Genomic DNA, 16856 nt, shown 5'->3' on the forward strand with positions numbered 1-16856 from the left:
GCCGCGCTCCGAGGAGAACCCCATGCCAAGCTATGCAAGCCCGCGTCGGACAATTTCGGGCAAATGCCATGCCGGATGCGGACCGATTCGCAAAAAAATCCATTTCCCCGCTGGAAACCCTTCCAGCGGAAGGGCGCCGCTCCTTTTCCTCAGAGGACGTCCGTCGCAACCCGATGTCCGCCGACCGGATTCATTTAACCCACTCTGTCGAACAATTGAAGATCTGACGGGGTCGTTTTTATCCATTCTCGCAGACTCGTTTCAACGGGTCCCGGAAACCGTTTGAGTAAACCGGAGGTTCTGACGATAGGTATGGGTGAAACAACTAATGACGGCGGACGGGTCGTGCCCTTAACCGAAGAGATTTTTATGGACGCATCGGATTTGCCTCCGACTCCCCCCAACGGCCCCAACGGTAACCCGCTGACCCGGGAAGAAATCAAGCGGGTCGTGCGGAGGCTGGAAACGCTCCCGGCGCTTCCCGCGGTGGCCGCGCGGCTGTTGAACCTTCTTACCGCTGAAGACGCCGACCCGGAAGAGGTGGTGGAGCTTCTGGAAACGGACCAGGCCATCGTCATGAGGCTCCTGAAGCTCGTGAATTCGTCCCACCACGGGCTCCGAAGCCGAGTGACGACGCTTTCACGCGCCGTGATGCTTCTGGGACTGCCGCAGCTTCGATGCGCTCTGCTGAGCGTCACCATTTCGGAATCCCTCATCAAGGAACTGCGGAAACGAAGCACCGAAGATCAGCTGGCGCTCTGGAAACACGCGCTCACCTGCGCCGTCTGTGCGGAACTGGCGGCGGAAAAGGTTCGACCCGAACTCAAAGGCGAAGCCTTCGTGGCCGGGCTGCTCCATGACGTGGGGAAACTCATCCTCAAGGAGTGTCTCCCGGACGATTACCGTAGAGCGGAAAAGACTGCGTCGGAGCGCGGCATTCCGATGGTGACGGCCGAACAGGAACTGCTGGGGCTGGATCACCCGACCGTGGGCAAGTGGCTGGCGGAACGGTGGCATCTCCCGGCGAAGCTGGTGCAGCCCATCTGGTTGCATCATCACAGCCTGGACGTCCTCAATGTCCTGGAATTCGACGAACCCGTTCACCGGACCCTGGCGCTTTTGATCCGCCTGGCCGACCACCTGGCCCACGAAATCGCCGTGGATTATGGAAGACCAAGCCAACTGGGAACCCTGGACCCCGGGCTTCCGGAGGCGCTGAACCTGGAAACCGGCCAATTGGATGCCATCCGGGCCGAGGTGGGTAAGCGCTACAGCCAGCGCACGGCGCTTCTCGACTTGGAAGAAGACGAAGTATCGTTTTATTTCAGCGCCTTGCAGCGAGCCAACCGGACGCTGGCCGACATCGCCTGGCAGACTTGCCGGCTGGAGGAGCTGGATCGGAGCTTTCGGGACGTCCTGAAGCTGAACGAACTCCAGATCAGCCTGGCCCGGCTTGAAGACCAGGAAGACGTGCTGGAAACCGTCGTGCGCGAGCTGTTGCTGGAACAAGGGGGACCGGAAGGCATCCTCACCTTAGTTTCGGAACGGGGCGATCACCTTGTGGGGCGCTACTGGGCCGCGCCCCGTCTCCAGAAGACATTCCTCATGCGCCTTTGGGACGGAAAGCGGCCCGACACCCGGGCGCTTGGCAAGCTGAACCCCGAATTGGCGGAGTTCCTGGAAAGGCTTCCTGATCGGTTTCCCCGTCCTGCGGATTTGAACCCTCTCGAGACGCTCGTCCAATATCGCAAGCCCTACCTCGTCCTGCCGCTTGTCGTGGAAGGCGCCTTCGCCGGGGAAATCGTTCTGAAGGAAGGCGGTTCGCTCACCGCGGCTGCTGGCGATGCGGAGCGGTCCATTCTGCGTTATCTGGCGTCGATCCTTTCCGCCGCGGTTTCCCGGTGCCGGCTCCTTGAAGGACAGAGGCGGGACGGCGAGCGCCTCGGGCTCGCTCTTTCCAGGGCCGGCCGGACCATGAAGGAACTCGCCGAAACCAAGCGGCTCTTGGATACCCTCTTCGAACATTGCAACGACGCCGTAGTGCTTCACGACCTGAAGGGGCGCATCCTCAGGGCGAACGCCCGTGCCGCCGCGCTGACCGGACTGGAAGGCGAAATGCTGGTGGGTGCGAAGGTGTACGATCTGCTTGAAGGGGACTCCGCCGAACTGAAGGCGGAACTGGAGGGGTATGCGGAAGCTGAAGGCGAGATGCGGCGTGAGGCGAGACTGCTCACCGGGGGAGGCGAGAGCATCGAAGTGGAAGTGTGTTCGCGTTTTGTGGACCGGAAACGGGAACTGGTCCTGACGCTCCTTCGCGATCTGCGACCCAGCAAGAGCACGGCGAAGGCTCTGCTCGAGGAGCGAGACCGCCTGTCGGTGATGCTCCGGAGCATTGCGGAAGGAGTCATCGCCACCGACCGGGAAGGCAACGTCCTGCTGGTGAACTCCGAGGCGGAGCGACTCACGGGATGGCGTGAGCGGGACATCCTGGGGAAACCCGCCCGGGTGGCCCTCAACCTGGTGGATGCGAACACGCGGCGCCCCGTGGAAAGTCCTCTGGTCCGCGTGATCGAAAACGGCTGCGCCTTGGAATGGCCGACGGATCTCCTGCTTCTGGACAAGGAGGGGGGCATGCGCCCGGTGGCCCTGAGCGCGGCACCCATCCGCGACCAGGAAGGACGGACCACGGGAGTGATCGTTGCACTCCGGGATCTGAGTCTTTTGAGGCGGATGGAGCAGGAGATCCTCAAGAGCCAGAAGCTGGAGTCCGTGGGGGTGCTTGCGGGCGGAATCGCTCACGATTTCAACAACATCCTCATGAGCATCCTGGGAAACGTGAATCTGGCCAAGATGTACGCGGACCGTCCCGACAAGCTCCACGAACGGTTGGACGAAGCTGAACTGGCGGTCCACCGGGCGAAGGACCTCACCCGCCAGCTTTTCACGGTCTCCAAGGGCGGGGCTCCCATCAAGCAGACTGCGGCTATTGCGGAAATCGTCCAGGAGTCGTGCGGTCTTGCCCTCCGGGGGTCCAACGTGGTCTGCGAATTCGACTTCCCTGAAGACCTCTGGGCGGTGGACGTGGATCCGGGGCAGATGAACCAGGTGATCTGCAACCTGATCATCAACGCCAAGCAGGCCATGCCCCAAGGCGGGACCGTGCGGATCCGGGGGGAGAACGTGTTTGTCTCCAGCAAAGACGGATTGCCGCTTGCGGCGGGCAAGTACCTGCACCTTTCGGTTTCGGACGAAGGGGTGGGGATTCCGGACCATATACTCCCGAAGATCTTCGATCCATATTTCACCACCAAGGAAAGAGGCGCCGAGAAGGGCACCGGGCTTGGCCTGGCCATCGTGGATTCCATCATTCGGAGCCACGGCGGTCACATCACGGTGGAGTCTTCGCTCGGCGCCGGCACCACCTTTCACATTTACCTGCCCGGTTCGGAACGGAAACCGCCTCGGACTGTGAAAGAAAAGGAGTGCGGTGAGGTGATGCGCGGCAGGGGCCGGATCCTGGTGATGGACGATGAGGAACCGGTGCGGACCATCACCCGGGACATGCTGAGCACTCTGGGCTACGACGTGGCGGCGGCGGCGAGCGGCGAAGAAGCCATCGAGATGTACCGAGCCGCCATGGAATCGGGTGAACCCTTTGCCGCCGTCCTGCTGGATCTCACCGTGCGGGGCGGACTGGGGGCCAAGGGAACCATCAAGCGCTTGCGCGAACTGGATCCGGAAGTTCTGGCCATCGTCTCGAGCGGTTACGCGACCGACGAGATCATCCGTCACTACCGGGATCACGGTTTTTCGGCAATGATCACCAAGCCCTACACCATCCGGAAATTGAGCGAGACGCTCCGCCTGGTGCTGGCCGGTTCGGAAAGGCGGACGGCCCAGCGGAAAGACGTTCGTTGTTCCGTGACGATCGGCGGCCGGGATCGTTCGGTTCCGGGAGAAGTGCGGAACGTGAGCGCCAAGGGGGCCATGGTCGTGGCCGCGGAAGGCATGGATCCCGAGGAAGACGTGCGGATGACCATCGAATCGGAAGAGAGCCCGGCTGTTTCCGTTTCGGGCAAGGTGGTCTGGAGCCGGAAGAATGCAGAAGACACATCGAACGGCCCGCATTGCGTGGGCGTCCGCTTCGAAAATCTTTCCGAAGAAGCCCGGGACATGCTCCTGCGGCTCGTCAGCCGTCACTGATCCAGCCTCGCCTTTCCGCCGCGGCGCGGTCCACTCCGGGCCGCGGCGGATCTCGCCACGCACACCGCCGCCTGGACCGGGATCTTCTACATGGGCTTTTTCGGTTCCGCCCTGGCCTTCAACTGGTATGATGAAGGCATCAAGGCCATCGGCCCCCTGCAAGGGCCGGCGTCTTCATCAACCTGGTGCCCGTGAGCGCCATCACACCGGCGTTTTTGCTTTTGAACGAAACCATGAATTTTCGCCGGCTTCCGGCGCGGTCCTGGTTTCGACCGGAATCTACCACACCAACCGGCCCCTGGCGCGCTGCCCCGGCAGGTGAGCGCCGGCGGCCAGGCCCGCCCGCGCCTATCGCTCCTCCCCAGCGATTCTATATGTATTCCGTCAGGTGGTAAGTTGAGAGATCAGCTGGGTAATCTATACAGACGGATCATGGTTTCTGCGGCAAATTACGGTTGAGAATCGGAAAGAATCGGCGTATAATTTTTAATCGGAAAATAGGAGAGGTGTGTTCCTCCCTCTTTGAACGGCCGAGACGAGTGGTGGGTTGCGAATCGTAACATTGAGCGGGAGCAGGAGAAATGACACAAATCGAAGACCGATGGCTCTCGGTGGAAGAGATATCCAAATACCTCGGTATCAGCAACGACACGGTGTATCGATGGATCCACAAACACCGGATGCCCTCGCACCGGATGGGTCGGCTGTGGAAATTCCGCAAGGAAGAAGTGGATGAATGGGTGAAGACAGGCGGGGCCGGAGACAACGAGCAGGGCCGGACACCTGACGGCAGGAAGAGATAACCCGGCGCGGAGGCTGATGATGCTGAACCTAAAGTTACGAGACGAATTCCTCGGTTCGCAGATGCAGGGCACAGCCATTGCCCTGCGCAGGAAGGACAACACCGGAGCCGCTCAGAGAACACCGGATTTCATCCTTTCAATTACATATCCAGCAGCGGACGTTCAGACGGCTTTGCGCGCGGTCAGCACGGATCGCTCGAAGCGCCCCATAGTCCTGATGGGAGACCGGGGTCGTGGTAAATCCCACATCATGGCCGTGATGCACCACGCAGTCGAATCGTCCACTCAGGTTCAGAAGCGGGCCAACGAATGGGGAAACAGACTTGGCGCGCAGCCCTTGAGTGGGCTTGTTCTCGATGGCGGGTTCTTCGCCATTTCGGAACCGGTCCAGGGCGGCTTCCCCCATGTGTGCCATGGGGGCTTAAGCCTTCTGGAGGTCGCTGTGCCCTTTATCGAATTGCCGCCGTCGTTATGAATTGAAAAGGAGGCGGATCATGGTGAAAAGCGATGAGATTCTGGATTTTCTAAAACAACACAAGAAGGACCTCGAAATACGGTTTTCTGTAAGACGCATCGGCTTGTTCGGTTCTGTTCTTCGCGGTTCGGCACGCGACAAAAGCGACGTGGACATACTCGTAGAGCTGGCGCATCCCACCTTCGATCAATATATGGACCTGAAGTTTTTTCTCGAAGATCATCTTGGACGGACCGTAGACCTCGTGCTGGCCGATTCCGTAAAACCCCGCCTCAAACCTATCATCAACCGTGAGGTGGCGTATGCGTGATTTCCGGATTTATCTGGACGACATTCTTGATGCCATTTCCCAAATCCGCTTGTAGCTTTCCGGCATGAATCAGGAGGAGTTCGCCGGAGATAGGAAAACTCAAGAGGGTGCAGATCTTTTAGAACGACATCCAGGGTGATCCTCCAAGGTACATCCAGATGGCCTTGAAGCAGCGGGCGGATCAGCTCCGTTTCCTGCTGACTCCTTCACACTTTCGTTTCAAAAGATCTGCACCGAACGCCTTTTTTGTACTTGAGAAACAACCGCTTTTCGGAGTTATGTTTTTGCTCAACCCTAAATCACCCCCACCCTAGCCCTCCCCCATCAAGGGGGAGGGGAAAATTTATAAGCCCTGCCCCATCAAGGGGGAGGGGAAAATTCCCCTCGTTCCCAAGCTCCAGCTTGGGAACGCCCTGCCCGGGAAGCTCCAGCTTCCCTCCTGCTACAGTTGAAACGCGCTGTCTTTCCCCTCGTTCCCAAGCTCCAGCTTGGGAACGCCCTGCCCGGTATGACGCAATCAAACAGGCGGCGTCAAGCTGCCGCCGTTCCCAAGCTCCAGCTTGGGAACGCCCTGCCCGGGAAGCTCCAGCTTCCCTCCTGCTACAGCTGAAACGCGCTGTCTTTAACCACCAGAAAGCCGGCCATTTTCGCAAGCTTCGGGTGCTCGACATCTTCATGGGCGGCGGGACCACTCTGGTCGAAGGCGCGCGGCTTGGCTTCCAGATGACGGGCGTCGATCTCAATCCCGTGGCCTGGTTTGTGACGAAGAACGAGCCTGCCTGCAGCGATCCAGCGCAAGTCAAAGCGGTCTTCGAAGATATCGAGGCCAAGGTCAAGCCCCTCGTTCAGCCTTTCTACACCACGACCTGTCCGCGGGGCCACACGGGCCGCTGCGTGGACCGGGAGCGCCGGCCGCCCAGCCCCTGTCGCCCCTTTCCGGCGGTTCCATTTTAGGGTTTGCATTTCGGATCCAGCGGTTAAAATGAATGAAGTGCCATCCACCATGGTCGTCGCGAAGACGATCTTCCAATTCGGCTTTGTTCGTTTCCAGCCGTCCCCTTGGAACGCTTTGACGGGAATTTCGGGAGGCGGCGCATGTCCGGAGGCTCCGTGATAGGAAAAGATGTGACCGCTTCGGAAAGGGTGCTCGTCGTCGACGACGATGTTTCGCTCTGTCGGTTGGTGTGCGAGGCGCTCAAACAGGAAGGTTGTGATCCGCTCTGCTGCACCTCTTCGGAGGATGTCCTTGAAATATCCCGGAGGAACCCCTTCGACCTGGCCTTCGTGGATGTTCAGATTTTCGGCATTTCGGGCCTTCAGCTGGCCGAGGCGTTGAAGCGGCAGAATCCATGGCGGGAAATCGTCGTAATGGCGGATCACGGGACGCTCGATAACGCCGTTCAGGCCGTCAAGCTGGGCGGTTCGGATTTCCTGAAGAAGCCGTTTTCTCTGGACGAGTTTCTTTTTTGCCTGAGCCGCCACAGGGAACGCATGGCTTTCAGGGAGAAACTGCGGCGGGCTGAGCAGCGCTACACGGACCTGGTTCAGAACATCCCGATGATGATCTTCGTGCTGCTGGAGGACCATCGGCTGGAGTTCGTGAACCGCATGAGCCGGACGATTCTGGGCTACGCTCCGGATGAAATCGTCGGGGTGCCCGATTGGCTGCTCCAGCGGGCCTATGCCGAGGATCGCGATCTGCTGGCGGAACGGCTGCGGCAGGCCTTCAGTGCAGGGGGCCGGCCCCTCTTCCTGGAATGCCGTTTCCTTCATCGGGAAGGTCACCTGGTGTATTTGCTGTTGAAGTCCATACCGCAGTCTCCCGGTTCGCAGGCGCCGCGTCCACCCCGTTTGATGGGGATCGCGGCGGACATCACGGATCGCATCTTCTTGGAGCGTGCCCTGGTGCAACGGGAGAAGGTGAAGACCCTGGGGAACATCGCGGCGGAAGTCGCTCACGAAATCCGAAATCCCCTGGTGTCCATCGGCGGGTTTGCGCGGCGGCTTCAGAAGCAATTTCCCGATACCCCGGAAGCGGGCATCGTCCTGAAAGAATGCCGCCGCCTGGAAAAGATCCTGGACCGCATCCGAAATTACCTGAGGCCCGTGGAATTGAGGTTCCAGGACTATTCGGTGGAGCATGTGTTGAGTCACTGCGAGAGCCTGCTTTCGCCGGAAATCGAGCGCAAGCAGGTGGAGTGTCGGAGAGAGGTCGACCCGAGCCTGCCCGATCTTTACGTGGATCCGGACCTGCTGCTCCAGGTCTTCATCAACCTCACCCGAAACGCCTTGGAAGCCATGGGGAAAGGCGATGTTCTCCATGTGCGGGCCTACAGCAGCGACCGGCAGATCCATGTTCAATTCCGCAATCCGTGCCGAAAAGGGCGGTCCATCAACTCGGAAAAGCTTTTCCTGCCCTTCGACGAAGGCGGGCAAAGCATCGGCCTCCCGCTGTGCTACCGGCTGGTGAAGAGTATGGGCGGAATTCTATCGTTCGCACAGGAAGGGGAACAGGCTCTTTTCACGGTGTCTCTTCCCACCGAGGTGGACGAGGAGCGGGAGGTCCGGGGCCTCAGGAGAATGCCCCTGGCGGAGACGGTTTCGGGGGACCACTGAAGTCTGATCGTAGTCGATGGCGCTGATCTGGATCAGCATATCGAAGGAGTGGTGCGCCTCGATGTAGCGGATCGTTCCGGTTTTTCCGCGTATGACCACCGAATGGGTGAGAGCGCCTCTGCCGGTGAAGCGCACGCCCCACAGGAAGGTCCCGCGCCATATCCCCGTGGCCGCAAAGAAAATGTCGTCGCCGGCGACGAGGTCTGCGGTGGTAAGGACGCGGTTCAGATCATAGCCGGTGTTCAAGAGAGCCCGCCGTTCGTTGTCCGACTGCTGATTCATCCGCCTGAAGAGTTCACCGCCTACGATTCTGACGGCGGCGGCTTGGGGATCAGGGCTCCCGTCGGGCACACCGCGACACAGGCTCCACAATCGTCACAGGGAAGATTTGAGGCGCCGCTTCCGAAGAAGGTGACCACCGTGTCGAACCCGCGCTTCGCGAAGGTGAGCGGGTTCCGTTCGTTTCGGTCCCGGCAGACGTCCACGCACTTTCCGCACATCACGCAGCGGAACGGGTAATAGGTGAAAAAGGTGAGGTCGACTTCTTCCTGGACATCGCGTTCCAGCGTTTCCAGAGGGCGCGGGTTCAGGCCGACCTGGATGTGCCGGGCGATACGCATGAGCTGACAAGGCTTTGCGACGGGGCAGGTTTTGGGCGTGCAATGGTGAGCGGACATGATGAGTTTGAATGCGGTCCGCTGGAGGCGCCGCACGGCTTCCGTATTGGTGCGGACATCCAGGCCGTCGCGGACCGTTTCCGTACAGGCGGTGACCGGCCGCTCGGCATCGGAAGTCTCGACGAAACAAAGCCGGCACGAAGCCCGGGGCTGTTCGCGCGTTTCCAGAAAGCAGAGATTGGGAATGTAGATCCCGTTTTCCAAGCAGGCCTGAAGAATGGTCTTACCTTGTTCCGTCTGGATCTCTTTTCCATCCACCGTAATTCGAATCATGGCTTTTCCATGGCGCCATTGGTTCCGACGCGCGGGATCTCCAAGGCAGCGGCGGGCCGCTTCACGGGTTTCCGGCCGGCGCCGGTCCGTTCTCCGGCGGTCGTTCGATGACCGGGGCCCGTTCCGGGGGCGACACCTTGAACACGGCGTTGTATTCCGGAGGACAGGCCACCATGCATTCCCCGCACTTGACGCACCGTTGCTGGTCGATGGCTTTCTTCCTCCCTTTGGTGGTGAAAATGGCTTCCACCGGACAGCAGCCGACACAGGCGTCGCAGCCCCGGGCGCATCGTTCCAGGTCGATGTAGAAGGCGACCAAGGCACGACATTTGAGGGCGGGGCACCGCCGCTCCCGGATGTGAGCCTCGTATTCCTCCCGGAAATAGCGAAGCGAGGTGATCACGGGGTTGGGGGCGGTCTTTCCGAGGCCGCAGAGGGAGCCCGCTTTGATGTCGTGGCTCAAGGTCTCCATGATCTCCAGGTCCTCCTCCCGGCCTTCGCCCTTCGTGATGCGATCCAGCATCACCAGAAGGTGACGGGTTCCGATGCGGCAGAAGGTGCATTTTCCGCACGATTCCTTCTGGGTGAAGTCCACGAAATAGCGGGCTACGTCCACCATGCAGCTGTCTTGGTCCATGACCACCATGCCGCCCGAACCCATCATGGCGCCGGCCTGGGCGAGGGAATCGAAGTCGATGGGCGTGTCGAGGAACCGCTCGGGGAGGCATCCTCCCGACGGGCCTCCGATCTGTACGGCTTTGAAGGCCTTCTTTCCGGGGATGCCGCCGCAGACGTCGAAGATGAGCTTTCGCAGGGAAGTCCCCATGGGCACTTCCACCAGGCCGGGGTGTTTCACGTTGCCGACCACCGAAAAGATGGCCGTCCCGGGGCTGTTTTCCGTCCCGATGGTTCGGAACCAGTCCGCCCCCTTGGAGACGATGGGCGGGACCGAAGCCAGGGTCTTCACGTTGTTCACCACGGTGGGACGCCCCCAGAGGCCCTTTTCCACCGGGTAGGGAGGGCGGTGCCGGGGCATGCCCCGCCTTCCTTCCACGGATTGGATGAGCGCTGTTTCTTCACCGCAGACGAAAGCGCCTGAACCCTGGAAGACCGAAACCTTGAGATCGAAAGCGGTGCCGAGGACGCCTCGGCCCAGCAGCGAACAGGCTTCGGCGTCCCGGACGGCCTTCTGAACGGTCTTCACGGCAAGGGGATACTCCGCACGGACGTAAACCAAGGCCTCATCGGCTCCAACGGCGTAAGCGGCGATGGCGAGCCCTTCCAGGACCTGGTGCGGGTTGCTTTCGAGGATCGTGCGGTCCATGTAAGCCCCGGGGTCGCCTTCGTCGGCGTTGCAGATGACGACCTTCCGTTCCGAACGGGCGCTTCGCGCAAGGCGCCATTTCCGCCCCGTGGGAAAGCCGGCTCCTCCCCGCCCCCGAAGCCCCGAGCGCTCGATGGTGTCGATCACCGATTCCGGTTCCCCATCCAGAGCCCGGGCCAGGGCGGCGTAGCCGCCTCTTGCGATGTATTCCTGGATATCCCCCGGATCGATCCTCCCGCACAGCTCCATGACCACCCGTTCTTCCAGGTTGAAACGGGGGAACTGGGTCACGGGAGGCACCAGATCGTTTTCTTCCAAAGCCCCCAGGACGTATTCAAAAGAAGGATCGCCGTCTTCGAAAAAGGACCGGATGACGACCCGGGCTATGCCCGCATCGATCCGATGGTAGCAAATGGGGGGAAATCCGGAAGCCGGATGGTCGATCACCACCAGCGGTTCGGCGTAGCAGTGGCCCATGCAGCCGACGGGGACGATCCGCGCGGGGACCTTGATCCGCTCCAGCGTTTCTTTGATGGCGTCCCGGGTTTCGGCGGCTCCCGAAGCCAGTGCGCACGTGGACATGACAATGGAGATGGTCGGGACGCCCTCCCGCTGCCTTTCCTGGACCCGCCGCTCGGCTTCCCGGCGCAGGCCGCGGAACCGTGCCTCAAGCGTCTTGTTCGCCACCGGGTTCCCTTTCCGCTTTCTCCCTTTCTTCCCGTTCCCGCTCGACCTGGAACTGCACGAAGAGGCCTTCCACTCTGCTGGGCTGCATGTGGCCGAGCACCGTGCCGTCCACGATGGCGACGGGGGCGAGGGCGCAGCAGCCGACGCAGGCCACCCGCTCCACGCTGTATTCCCGGTCGGGCGTCGTCTCCCCGGCCCTGATCCCCAGCTTGCGCTCGAAGTTCTCCAAGATGATGTCCCCGCCCGCCACGTGACAGGCGGTTCCGAGGCAGACCTTGATCTGATGGCGCCCCGGTGGATGGAAGCGGAACTGGTTGTAAAAGGTGGCCACGCCGTAGACTTCGCTGGGCGAAATCTCCAGATACTCGGCCACCCTTTCCATGGCGCCGCCGCTCAAATACCCGTGCTCTTGCTGAACGGCCTGCAGGATGGGGATGAGGGCGCTCCGGTGCTTTGCGAAACGGGGAAGCATCGCCTCGATGGCTTCGATCATTTCTCGTTCTTCGGTTTCAGTCTGTGTGGGGACGCTGTTCATGGGCACCTTGGTGAGGGAAAGGTCCTGTTCGGGTTCTGTTTGTTGGTTAGGATTTCGTGTTTATCATGTTCCCATCCGGCGATCAACGGCGGGGCGTCCGATGCGGTCCCTATGCTCCGTGTTCCATGCGAGCGCGGATGCACGTTGACATCGCGCCGCCCCGATTGCACCTTAGAATGGTTGCCGCTCGAACCGGCCGCGCCGCGGGGCGCCGCCATGGTTCCGGCGGACGGACACCGAATTTGGGTTTTCGCGATCCCGAGACCACCGGAGATTTCCTCATGAAAATACCACCTCGGTTTCCAGAATTCAAAACCATCGAAACAGAGGATCGTCCGTGGATCCAGGAAGTTCTGGACGCCTACCGCCCGGAGACTTCGGAATGGACCTTCACCAACCTGTTCATCTGGCGTTCTCATTACAACTTCCGTTGGAGCTGGATGGAAAACCTGCTGGTTGTCGTGGGCGATTCCGACGAGGGCGGCCGGTTCGCCCTTCAACCCATGGGACCCGGGCGGCGCGGCGACGCCACGGGCGAAATCCTGGACTGGATGGCGCGGGAATGGGGTGTTTCGGACCCGCGGATCCAACGAGCCGATCGGCGCCTGGCGGACGAATTGGAAGGTGACGGCCGGTTCATCGTCGAACCCACCCGGGAACATTTCGATTACGTGTACCGGACGCGCGACCTGGTGGAACTGGCCGGCCGCAAGTATCATGGGAAGAGGAACCACGTCAACCGGTTCCGGAGCACCTATCGGTTCGAATACGCGCCCCTGGGGGAAGTGCACCGCCGAGCCTGCCTGGAACTCGCCGATAGCTGGTGCCGGTGGCGTCGGTGCGAAGAAGACTTGAACCTGCTCGGGGAACTCGAAGCGATCCGGGAGGTGCTGACGCACCTGGACCGGTTGCCCGTAGAAGGCGGGGTGATCCTGGTGGACGGGATGGTTGAGGCTTTCGCCCTGGGGGAACTCCTTAACGAGGAGACCGTGGTGGTCCACGTGGAGAAAGGAAATCCCGAGCTTCCCGGAATATATGCGGTGATCAACCAGCAGTTCTGCGAACACCGCTGGAGCGGCGTACCGTGGGTGAACCGGGAACAGGACCTGGGTGAACCGGGGCTCCGAAAGGCCAAACTCTCGTACCATCCGGATCACCTGGTCGAAAAGTATCAGATCCGGCGCGCCGATTGACGCTTGTCCAAAAACAAGTTCATGCTGTTCGGGCACTGAGGTACCTTGTTCCTGTAGGAGCGGCCTTGGCCGCGATGCAAATCATCTGTAGGAGCGGCGGCCTCGCCGTGATGAACCAATCCGAATGCACCGCCCCACCCATCGGCCCGATTTTCCGTTATTTGTAGGAGCGGGCTTGCCCGCGACCCGCAAAACCGGCGATCCCGCGTTGACCCGGGTCGCCGGCAAGTAGGGGCGCAGCGCCGCTCCGCCCCTACAGGGCATGAGTCATTCCTCAAGTGCCGTTCGCGGTGCCGTCAAAGTAATGCCAGGCTAGGCGAGTGAGCCGGTCGAGCTCTTCTTGAAGGTGGGTGCGCAGGCGATCCAGGTCCCGGTCCCGGCGAGCCACATGGATGGGGGGGCCGAAGGCGAAGGCGATCCGGGAAAAGGGTTTGGCGATCACGGTTCGATCCCAGCTGTTCAACCGCCAGTACCGGTCGGCGGCCATACTGAAAGGGACGAGGGGGGCGCCGCTGCTTCGGGCGACCAGGAGGATTCCTTTCTGGGCCACCTGGGGCGGTCCCTGGGAGCCGTCGGCTATGAGTCCGGCGTCGTAGCCTTCTTCGACGGATTTGAGCATTTCCCGGAGTGCCCGGGATCCGCCGCGGTGGGACGATCCGCGGACGGTCTGGTACCCCAGGGCGTGGACAACCCTGGCGGCCCACTCCCCGTCTCGACTCCGGCTCACCATGAGCACCCCCTGCCGGTTTCGGAAGTAGTAGATCACCGCCGGAAAGGCATAATGCCAGGTGGCGAACAGCATCGGTCGGTCGGAGGCCGAAGCCGTGCGCCAGGTGGTGTCGCCCAGGGTGATGAAACGGCAGGTGCGGTGGAGCAGTCGCAGCAGGCCGGCGGCAAGCGGTGGGATAACGGCCAGGAGGAGGGCGTCCGTGGGCGGTCGTTTTCGAAAAGTCATTCCGAGGTCTCGGGTCATGGCGGCTTGCGGCACGCCGTTTTCAGAGGTATGAAAGAGCGGTTTCGGTTCTCCGACGCTTGGCATCTACCATTTGGAGGGCGTCGGGTCAAACGGAAGGTGACCGCCTGCGCCCAAGGGGATCCGGGCGCGGGGGATTGAGGAGTCGGCGGAGAGGATGGCGGGCATCGAAACGCTCCGGGATTCGGGAAAGGGTGGGCATCCACGGCCGCGTGTCGCGCTCATCGGTTTTCGTGCGACGGGCAAGAGCACGGTCGGCCGACTGGTGGCGGCTTCCCTTGGCCGGGTTTTCGTTGACATGGACGAGGAACTTGTGCGCCGGTTCGGTATGGACATCCGCCGGTGGGTGGACCGGCACGGCTGGCCGGCCTTCCGCGTGGAAGAGGCCGCGCTTCTGAGAAGTCTTTCCTGTGCCGTTCCTTCAGTGATCGCCACCGGAGGCGGTGTCGTGGTCGATCCCGGAAACCGATGGGTGCTCCGGCGGCGGTTTTTCACGGTCTGGCTCAAAGCGAGTCCCCCGGTGGTCCTGATGCGACTTCACCAAGACCCCCGCACCGCGTCACTGCGACCCGCCCTGACCGATCACGGCTTCGAAGGCGAGGTCCGCTTGCTGCTCCGGGAACGGGAACCCTGGTACCGGGAAAGCTCCCATGCGGCCGTTGGCACCGACGGCGAAGCCCCGGAACGCATCGCGGGGAAGGTGCTGCAGGCGGTCGCGGGGCCGACCGGGAACCCGCTTTGCGGCATCCCGGGGCGCCCGCGGCTGCCCGACTTTTTTGACAGCGGGGTTCAAAGGTGGTAAAAGGCGCGGCGTGTATTCGCAACTTCCCGAAAGTCAAAGGAAACCAGAATGGCGGACCCCAACGTGAAAGCGGTTTCAACCGGTCCTCAGAATCCCTTCCAGCCCGTGATGGACCTACTCCGGGGGGTGGACCGAAACGTCGTTTGTGGAAAATACGGCCTGAGCGCCGCACAACTGGAGAAGCTCTTCGCCGACTACCAGGCGTCGCGCCGGCAGGTGGCCCTGGCCGATCACTTGATCCTGGAACGGGTGGGCCGAAACGACCCCTGCCCGTGTGGATCGGGAAAGAAATACAAGAAATGCTGCATGGCGATCCACGAAGAGGCGCGGAAGTCGCTCCCCAAGGACGAACTGCTGTCCATGGAGGAACGTGCCCGGCGCCGGGAAAAACTTCAGAAGGACGTCCAGAAGGGGTTCGATCTCCTGGTGTCCCAGGAGTATTCGAAGGCCCTACGGCTGGCGGAGCGGTTCCTCGAGGAATTTCCCGAAGACGACCGACTCCACGACATCGTCACAACGGTCCATCTGGCCACCGGCAATTACGACGAAGCTTTCCACCGCGCCCGCAAGCGGTGGCAGATCGCGCGGGAAGAAAAGGATTTCTTCCAGGAGCACGGGTATCACCAGCGGGAAGGGATCGATCGAAAGCAGATCGTTCACTTCTACTCGCCCGCCACGTGGCTCGAGAAGTTTTGGATCGCTCAGAGGGCTCGGGCCTACCGCGAACGCTACCCAAAGGGCGATGATCCCCGGCTGCGGGCTCTGGTGAACAAACTCAAGGTGGTGAACGATCCCTCCCGGTTCCAGGCGCGCCAGGAAGAGGGGCTCGCCGTGCGCCGCGAAGCGGTGCGGCCCGTCCTGGAAGAACTGGAAGCTGCGGGCGAAGGCGCCATTGCCTACCTGTTGCCTCTCACCTACACCTTCTCCTGGGCCTCGCTTTTCGTGCCGGATCTCCTGAAAAAGATCGCAACGGAAGACGCTGTGGGGCTGCTCGCCGAACTTTCCATGTTTCGGTTCCCCTATTTCGCCCAAAGGTGCCTGAGCCACCTGGAGGCCCTCGGGGAGAAAGCCTTTCCGCGGATCGCGGAAACGATGCGGGATCATCGCGCCTTCGATGAACTGAAGGCGGGGCTCATCCTGGTCCTGGGGAAGATCCAGACACAGGAAAGCTTTCAGCTCCTGGCCGAACTCACCGAACACGAAAGCCCGTACGTGGTCAACTGGGCGGCCCAGGCGCTGGCCGGCCACAAGAACCCCGAGGCGCTCCCCGTGCTCGAACGGGCCAGGGCACGCCTTGGAGCGCTCAGCAAGATCGAAGGCGCCATCAAGGAACTGGCGGCCATGAAAGAAGCCTGAGCTTCTTTTTACCTGTCCCGCAGCCTGAAAGTCACCGTAACTTTGCTTCTTGTTCCCAAGCTCCAGCTTGGGAACACAACTGTGCAGAAGCTCAAGCTTCGGTGATGCCGTTCCCAAGCGAGAGCTTGGGAACGAGGGGAAAGACCACTTCGAGATCCTGGTCAGCTCGCTAGAAAGACAGGGCGTTTCAGCTGTAGCAGGAGGGAAGCTGGAGCTTCCCGGGCAGGGCGTTCCCAAGCTGGAGCTTGGGAACGAGGGGAAACAGAGCTGATGCGCTTGCTGCTTCAAGACCATCTGGATCTACCTCAGAGGGTCCACGCTGGATGTCGTTCTAAAAGACCCGCACCCTTCCACGATGGCGAGGATGGCGCGCTTGCGGAGCTTGGTGGAAGCCGCGGTCAGGATGGTCCGGAGAGCCGCCGCCGTAGCGCCTCCCCTGCCGATGATCTTTCCCGGGTCGTTTTTCGCGACCTTGAGCTCCACAACGGTTGTTCGTTCACCTTCCAGCACCGAGACCTTCACGTTCTTGGGGTCGTCCACCAGGGGGCCTGTGCCATCTTGACGATGAGCTCTTGGAGCATGAGGGTTTCTCCTTGGGCGGGGATGGGAGTCCAGCGGGGGTCGGCCCG

13 protein-coding genes and 2 pseudogenes are annotated in these 16856 nt (G+C 61.4%); 9 read left to right on the forward strand and 6 right to left on the reverse strand.

The window, feature by feature from the left end; genetic code table 11:
• Window positions 1-369 precede the first annotated feature (369 nt).
• From FDQ92_RS12665 to FDQ92_RS12690, 6 genes are all read left to right on the forward strand, one after another.
• Window positions 370-4203 carry an HDOD domain-containing protein gene (locus tag FDQ92_RS12665; protein ID WP_170180347.1) on the forward strand — a complete coding sequence of 1278 codons (3834 nt, stop codon included), beginning with the start codon at window positions 370-372 and terminating at the stop codon, window positions 4201-4203.
• A 581-nt stretch (window positions 4204-4784) separates the two neighbouring features.
• Window positions 4785-5006 (forward strand): helix-turn-helix domain-containing protein, encoded by a 222-nt coding sequence (locus FDQ92_RS12670; protein WP_137425231.1) that lies wholly within the window; start codon window positions 4785-4787, stop codon window positions 5004-5006.
• Between the two features lie 16 nt (window positions 5007-5022).
• Window positions 5023-5481 (forward strand): hypothetical protein, encoded by a 459-nt coding sequence (locus FDQ92_RS12675; protein WP_137425232.1) that lies wholly within the window; start codon window positions 5023-5025, stop codon window positions 5479-5481.
• 19 nt (window positions 5482-5500) lie between these two features.
• Window positions 5501-5791, forward strand: a complete 291-nt coding sequence (locus FDQ92_RS12680; protein WP_137425233.1) for a nucleotidyltransferase family protein — start codon at window positions 5501-5503, stop codon at window positions 5789-5791.
• Between the two features lie 675 nt (window positions 5792-6466).
• Window positions 6467-6745, forward strand: a complete 279-nt coding sequence (locus FDQ92_RS12685; protein ID WP_170180348.1) for a hypothetical protein — start codon at window positions 6467-6469, stop codon at window positions 6743-6745.
• Window positions 6746-6901: 156 nt separating this feature from the next.
• Window positions 6902-8407 (forward strand): hybrid sensor histidine kinase/response regulator, encoded by a 1506-nt coding sequence (locus tag FDQ92_RS12690; protein WP_170180349.1) that lies wholly within the window; start codon window positions 6902-6904, stop codon window positions 8405-8407.
• A 108-nt stretch (window positions 8408-8515) separates the two neighbouring features.
• Here FDQ92_RS12690 and FDQ92_RS16320 read toward each other — a convergent pair.
• The 4 genes and pseudogenes from FDQ92_RS16320 to nuoE form a co-directional block, all read right to left on the reverse strand.
• Window positions 8516-8689, reverse strand: a pseudogene (locus FDQ92_RS16320) (fructose-bisphosphatase class II); the annotation flags it as partial.
• Between the two features lie 20 nt (window positions 8690-8709).
• Window positions 8710-9357: a 2Fe-2S iron-sulfur cluster-binding protein gene (locus FDQ92_RS12700; protein WP_137425236.1), complete on the reverse strand. Its 648-nt coding sequence runs from the start codon at window positions 9355-9357 to the stop codon at window positions 8710-8712.
• 61 nt (window positions 9358-9418) lie between these two features.
• Window positions 9419-11368 carry an NADH-quinone oxidoreductase subunit NuoF gene (locus FDQ92_RS12705; RefSeq protein WP_211341274.1) on the reverse strand — a complete coding sequence of 650 codons (1950 nt, stop codon included), beginning with the start codon at window positions 11366-11368 and terminating at the stop codon, window positions 9419-9421.
• Entirely contained in the window at window positions 11349-11903 is a 555-nt protein-coding gene (gene nuoE, locus FDQ92_RS12710) for an NADH-quinone oxidoreductase subunit NuoE (RefSeq protein ID WP_137425237.1), read from the reverse strand. The genes FDQ92_RS12705 and nuoE overlap by 20 nt, the downstream gene beginning before the upstream one ends.
• A 281-nt stretch (window positions 11904-12184) precedes the next feature.
• On the opposite strand from nuoE, the gene FDQ92_RS12715 reads away from it, so the two are divergent.
• Window positions 12185-13096 carry a DUF2156 domain-containing protein gene (locus tag FDQ92_RS12715; RefSeq protein WP_170180350.1) on the forward strand — a complete coding sequence of 304 codons (912 nt, stop codon included), beginning with the start codon at window positions 12185-12187 and terminating at the stop codon, window positions 13094-13096.
• A 274-nt stretch (window positions 13097-13370) separates the two neighbouring features.
• On the opposite strand, the gene FDQ92_RS12720 is transcribed toward FDQ92_RS12715, so the two are convergent.
• Window positions 13371-14051: a lysophospholipid acyltransferase family protein gene (locus tag FDQ92_RS12720; protein ID WP_170180351.1), complete on the reverse strand. Its 681-nt coding sequence runs from the start codon at window positions 14049-14051 to the stop codon at window positions 13371-13373.
• Window positions 14052-14226: 175 nt separating this feature from the next.
• Between FDQ92_RS12720 and FDQ92_RS12725 the strand changes: the two genes are divergently transcribed.
• Both FDQ92_RS12725 and FDQ92_RS15305 read left to right on the forward strand, forming a co-directional pair.
• On the forward strand, window positions 14227-14871 hold the full coding sequence (locus FDQ92_RS12725; RefSeq protein ID WP_137425240.1) for a shikimate kinase: 645 nt from the start codon (window positions 14227-14229) through the stop codon (window positions 14869-14871).
• Between the two features lie 48 nt (window positions 14872-14919).
• Window positions 14920-16227, forward strand: a complete 1308-nt coding sequence (locus tag FDQ92_RS15305) for a HEAT repeat domain-containing protein (RefSeq protein WP_170180352.1) — start codon at window positions 14920-14922, stop codon at window positions 16225-16227.
• Between the two features lie 300 nt (window positions 16228-16527).
• Here FDQ92_RS15305 and FDQ92_RS12735 read toward each other — a convergent pair.
• A pseudogene (locus tag FDQ92_RS12735) lies at window positions 16528-16808 on the reverse strand (KH domain-containing protein).
• Between the last annotated feature and the right edge of the window lie 48 nt (window positions 16809-16856).

The organism is Desulfoglaeba alkanexedens ALDC (genome assembly GCF_005377625.1).
Lineage (GTDB): Bacteria > Desulfobacterota > Syntrophobacteria > Syntrophobacterales > DSM-9756 > Desulfoglaeba > Desulfoglaeba alkanexedens.

What these genes read in the sequence shown, in the direction of transcription:
- FDQ92_RS12685 (WP_170180348.1), top strand. Translation starts at nt 6,467, where the DNA reads ATGGGCGGCGGGACCACTCTGGTCGAAGGCGCGCGGCTTGGCTTCCAG.
- FDQ92_RS12725 (WP_137425240.1), top strand. Translation starts at nt 14,227, where the DNA reads ATGGCGGGCATCGAAACGCTCCGGGATTCGGGAAAGGGTGGGCATCCA.
- FDQ92_RS15305 (WP_170180352.1), top strand. Translation starts at nt 14,920, where the DNA reads ATGGCGGACCCCAACGTGAAAGCGGTTTCAACCGGTCCTCAGAATCCC.
- FDQ92_RS12675 (WP_137425232.1), top strand. Translation starts at nt 5,023, where the DNA reads ATGATGCTGAACCTAAAGTTACGAGACGAATTCCTCGGTTCGCAGATG.
- FDQ92_RS12665 (WP_170180347.1), top strand. Translation starts at nt 370, where the DNA reads ATGGACGCATCGGATTTGCCTCCGACTCCCCCCAACGGCCCCAACGGT.
- FDQ92_RS12720 (WP_170180351.1), bottom strand. Translation starts at nt 14,051, where the DNA reads ATGACTTTTCGAAAACGACCGCCCACGGACGCCCTCCTCCTGGCCGTT.
- FDQ92_RS12670 (WP_137425231.1), top strand. Translation starts at nt 4,785, where the DNA reads ATGACACAAATCGAAGACCGATGGCTCTCGGTGGAAGAGATATCCAAA.
- FDQ92_RS12680 (WP_137425233.1), top strand. Translation starts at nt 5,501, where the DNA reads ATGGTGAAAAGCGATGAGATTCTGGATTTTCTAAAACAACACAAGAAG.
- FDQ92_RS12715 (WP_170180350.1), top strand. Translation starts at nt 12,185, where the DNA reads ATGAAAATACCACCTCGGTTTCCAGAATTCAAAACCATCGAAACAGAG.
- nuoE (WP_137425237.1), bottom strand. Translation starts at nt 11,903, where the DNA reads ATGAACAGCGTCCCCACACAGACTGAAACCGAAGAACGAGAAATGATC.
- FDQ92_RS12700 (WP_137425236.1), bottom strand. Translation starts at nt 9,357, where the DNA reads ATGATTCGAATTACGGTGGATGGAAAAGAGATCCAGACGGAACAAGGT.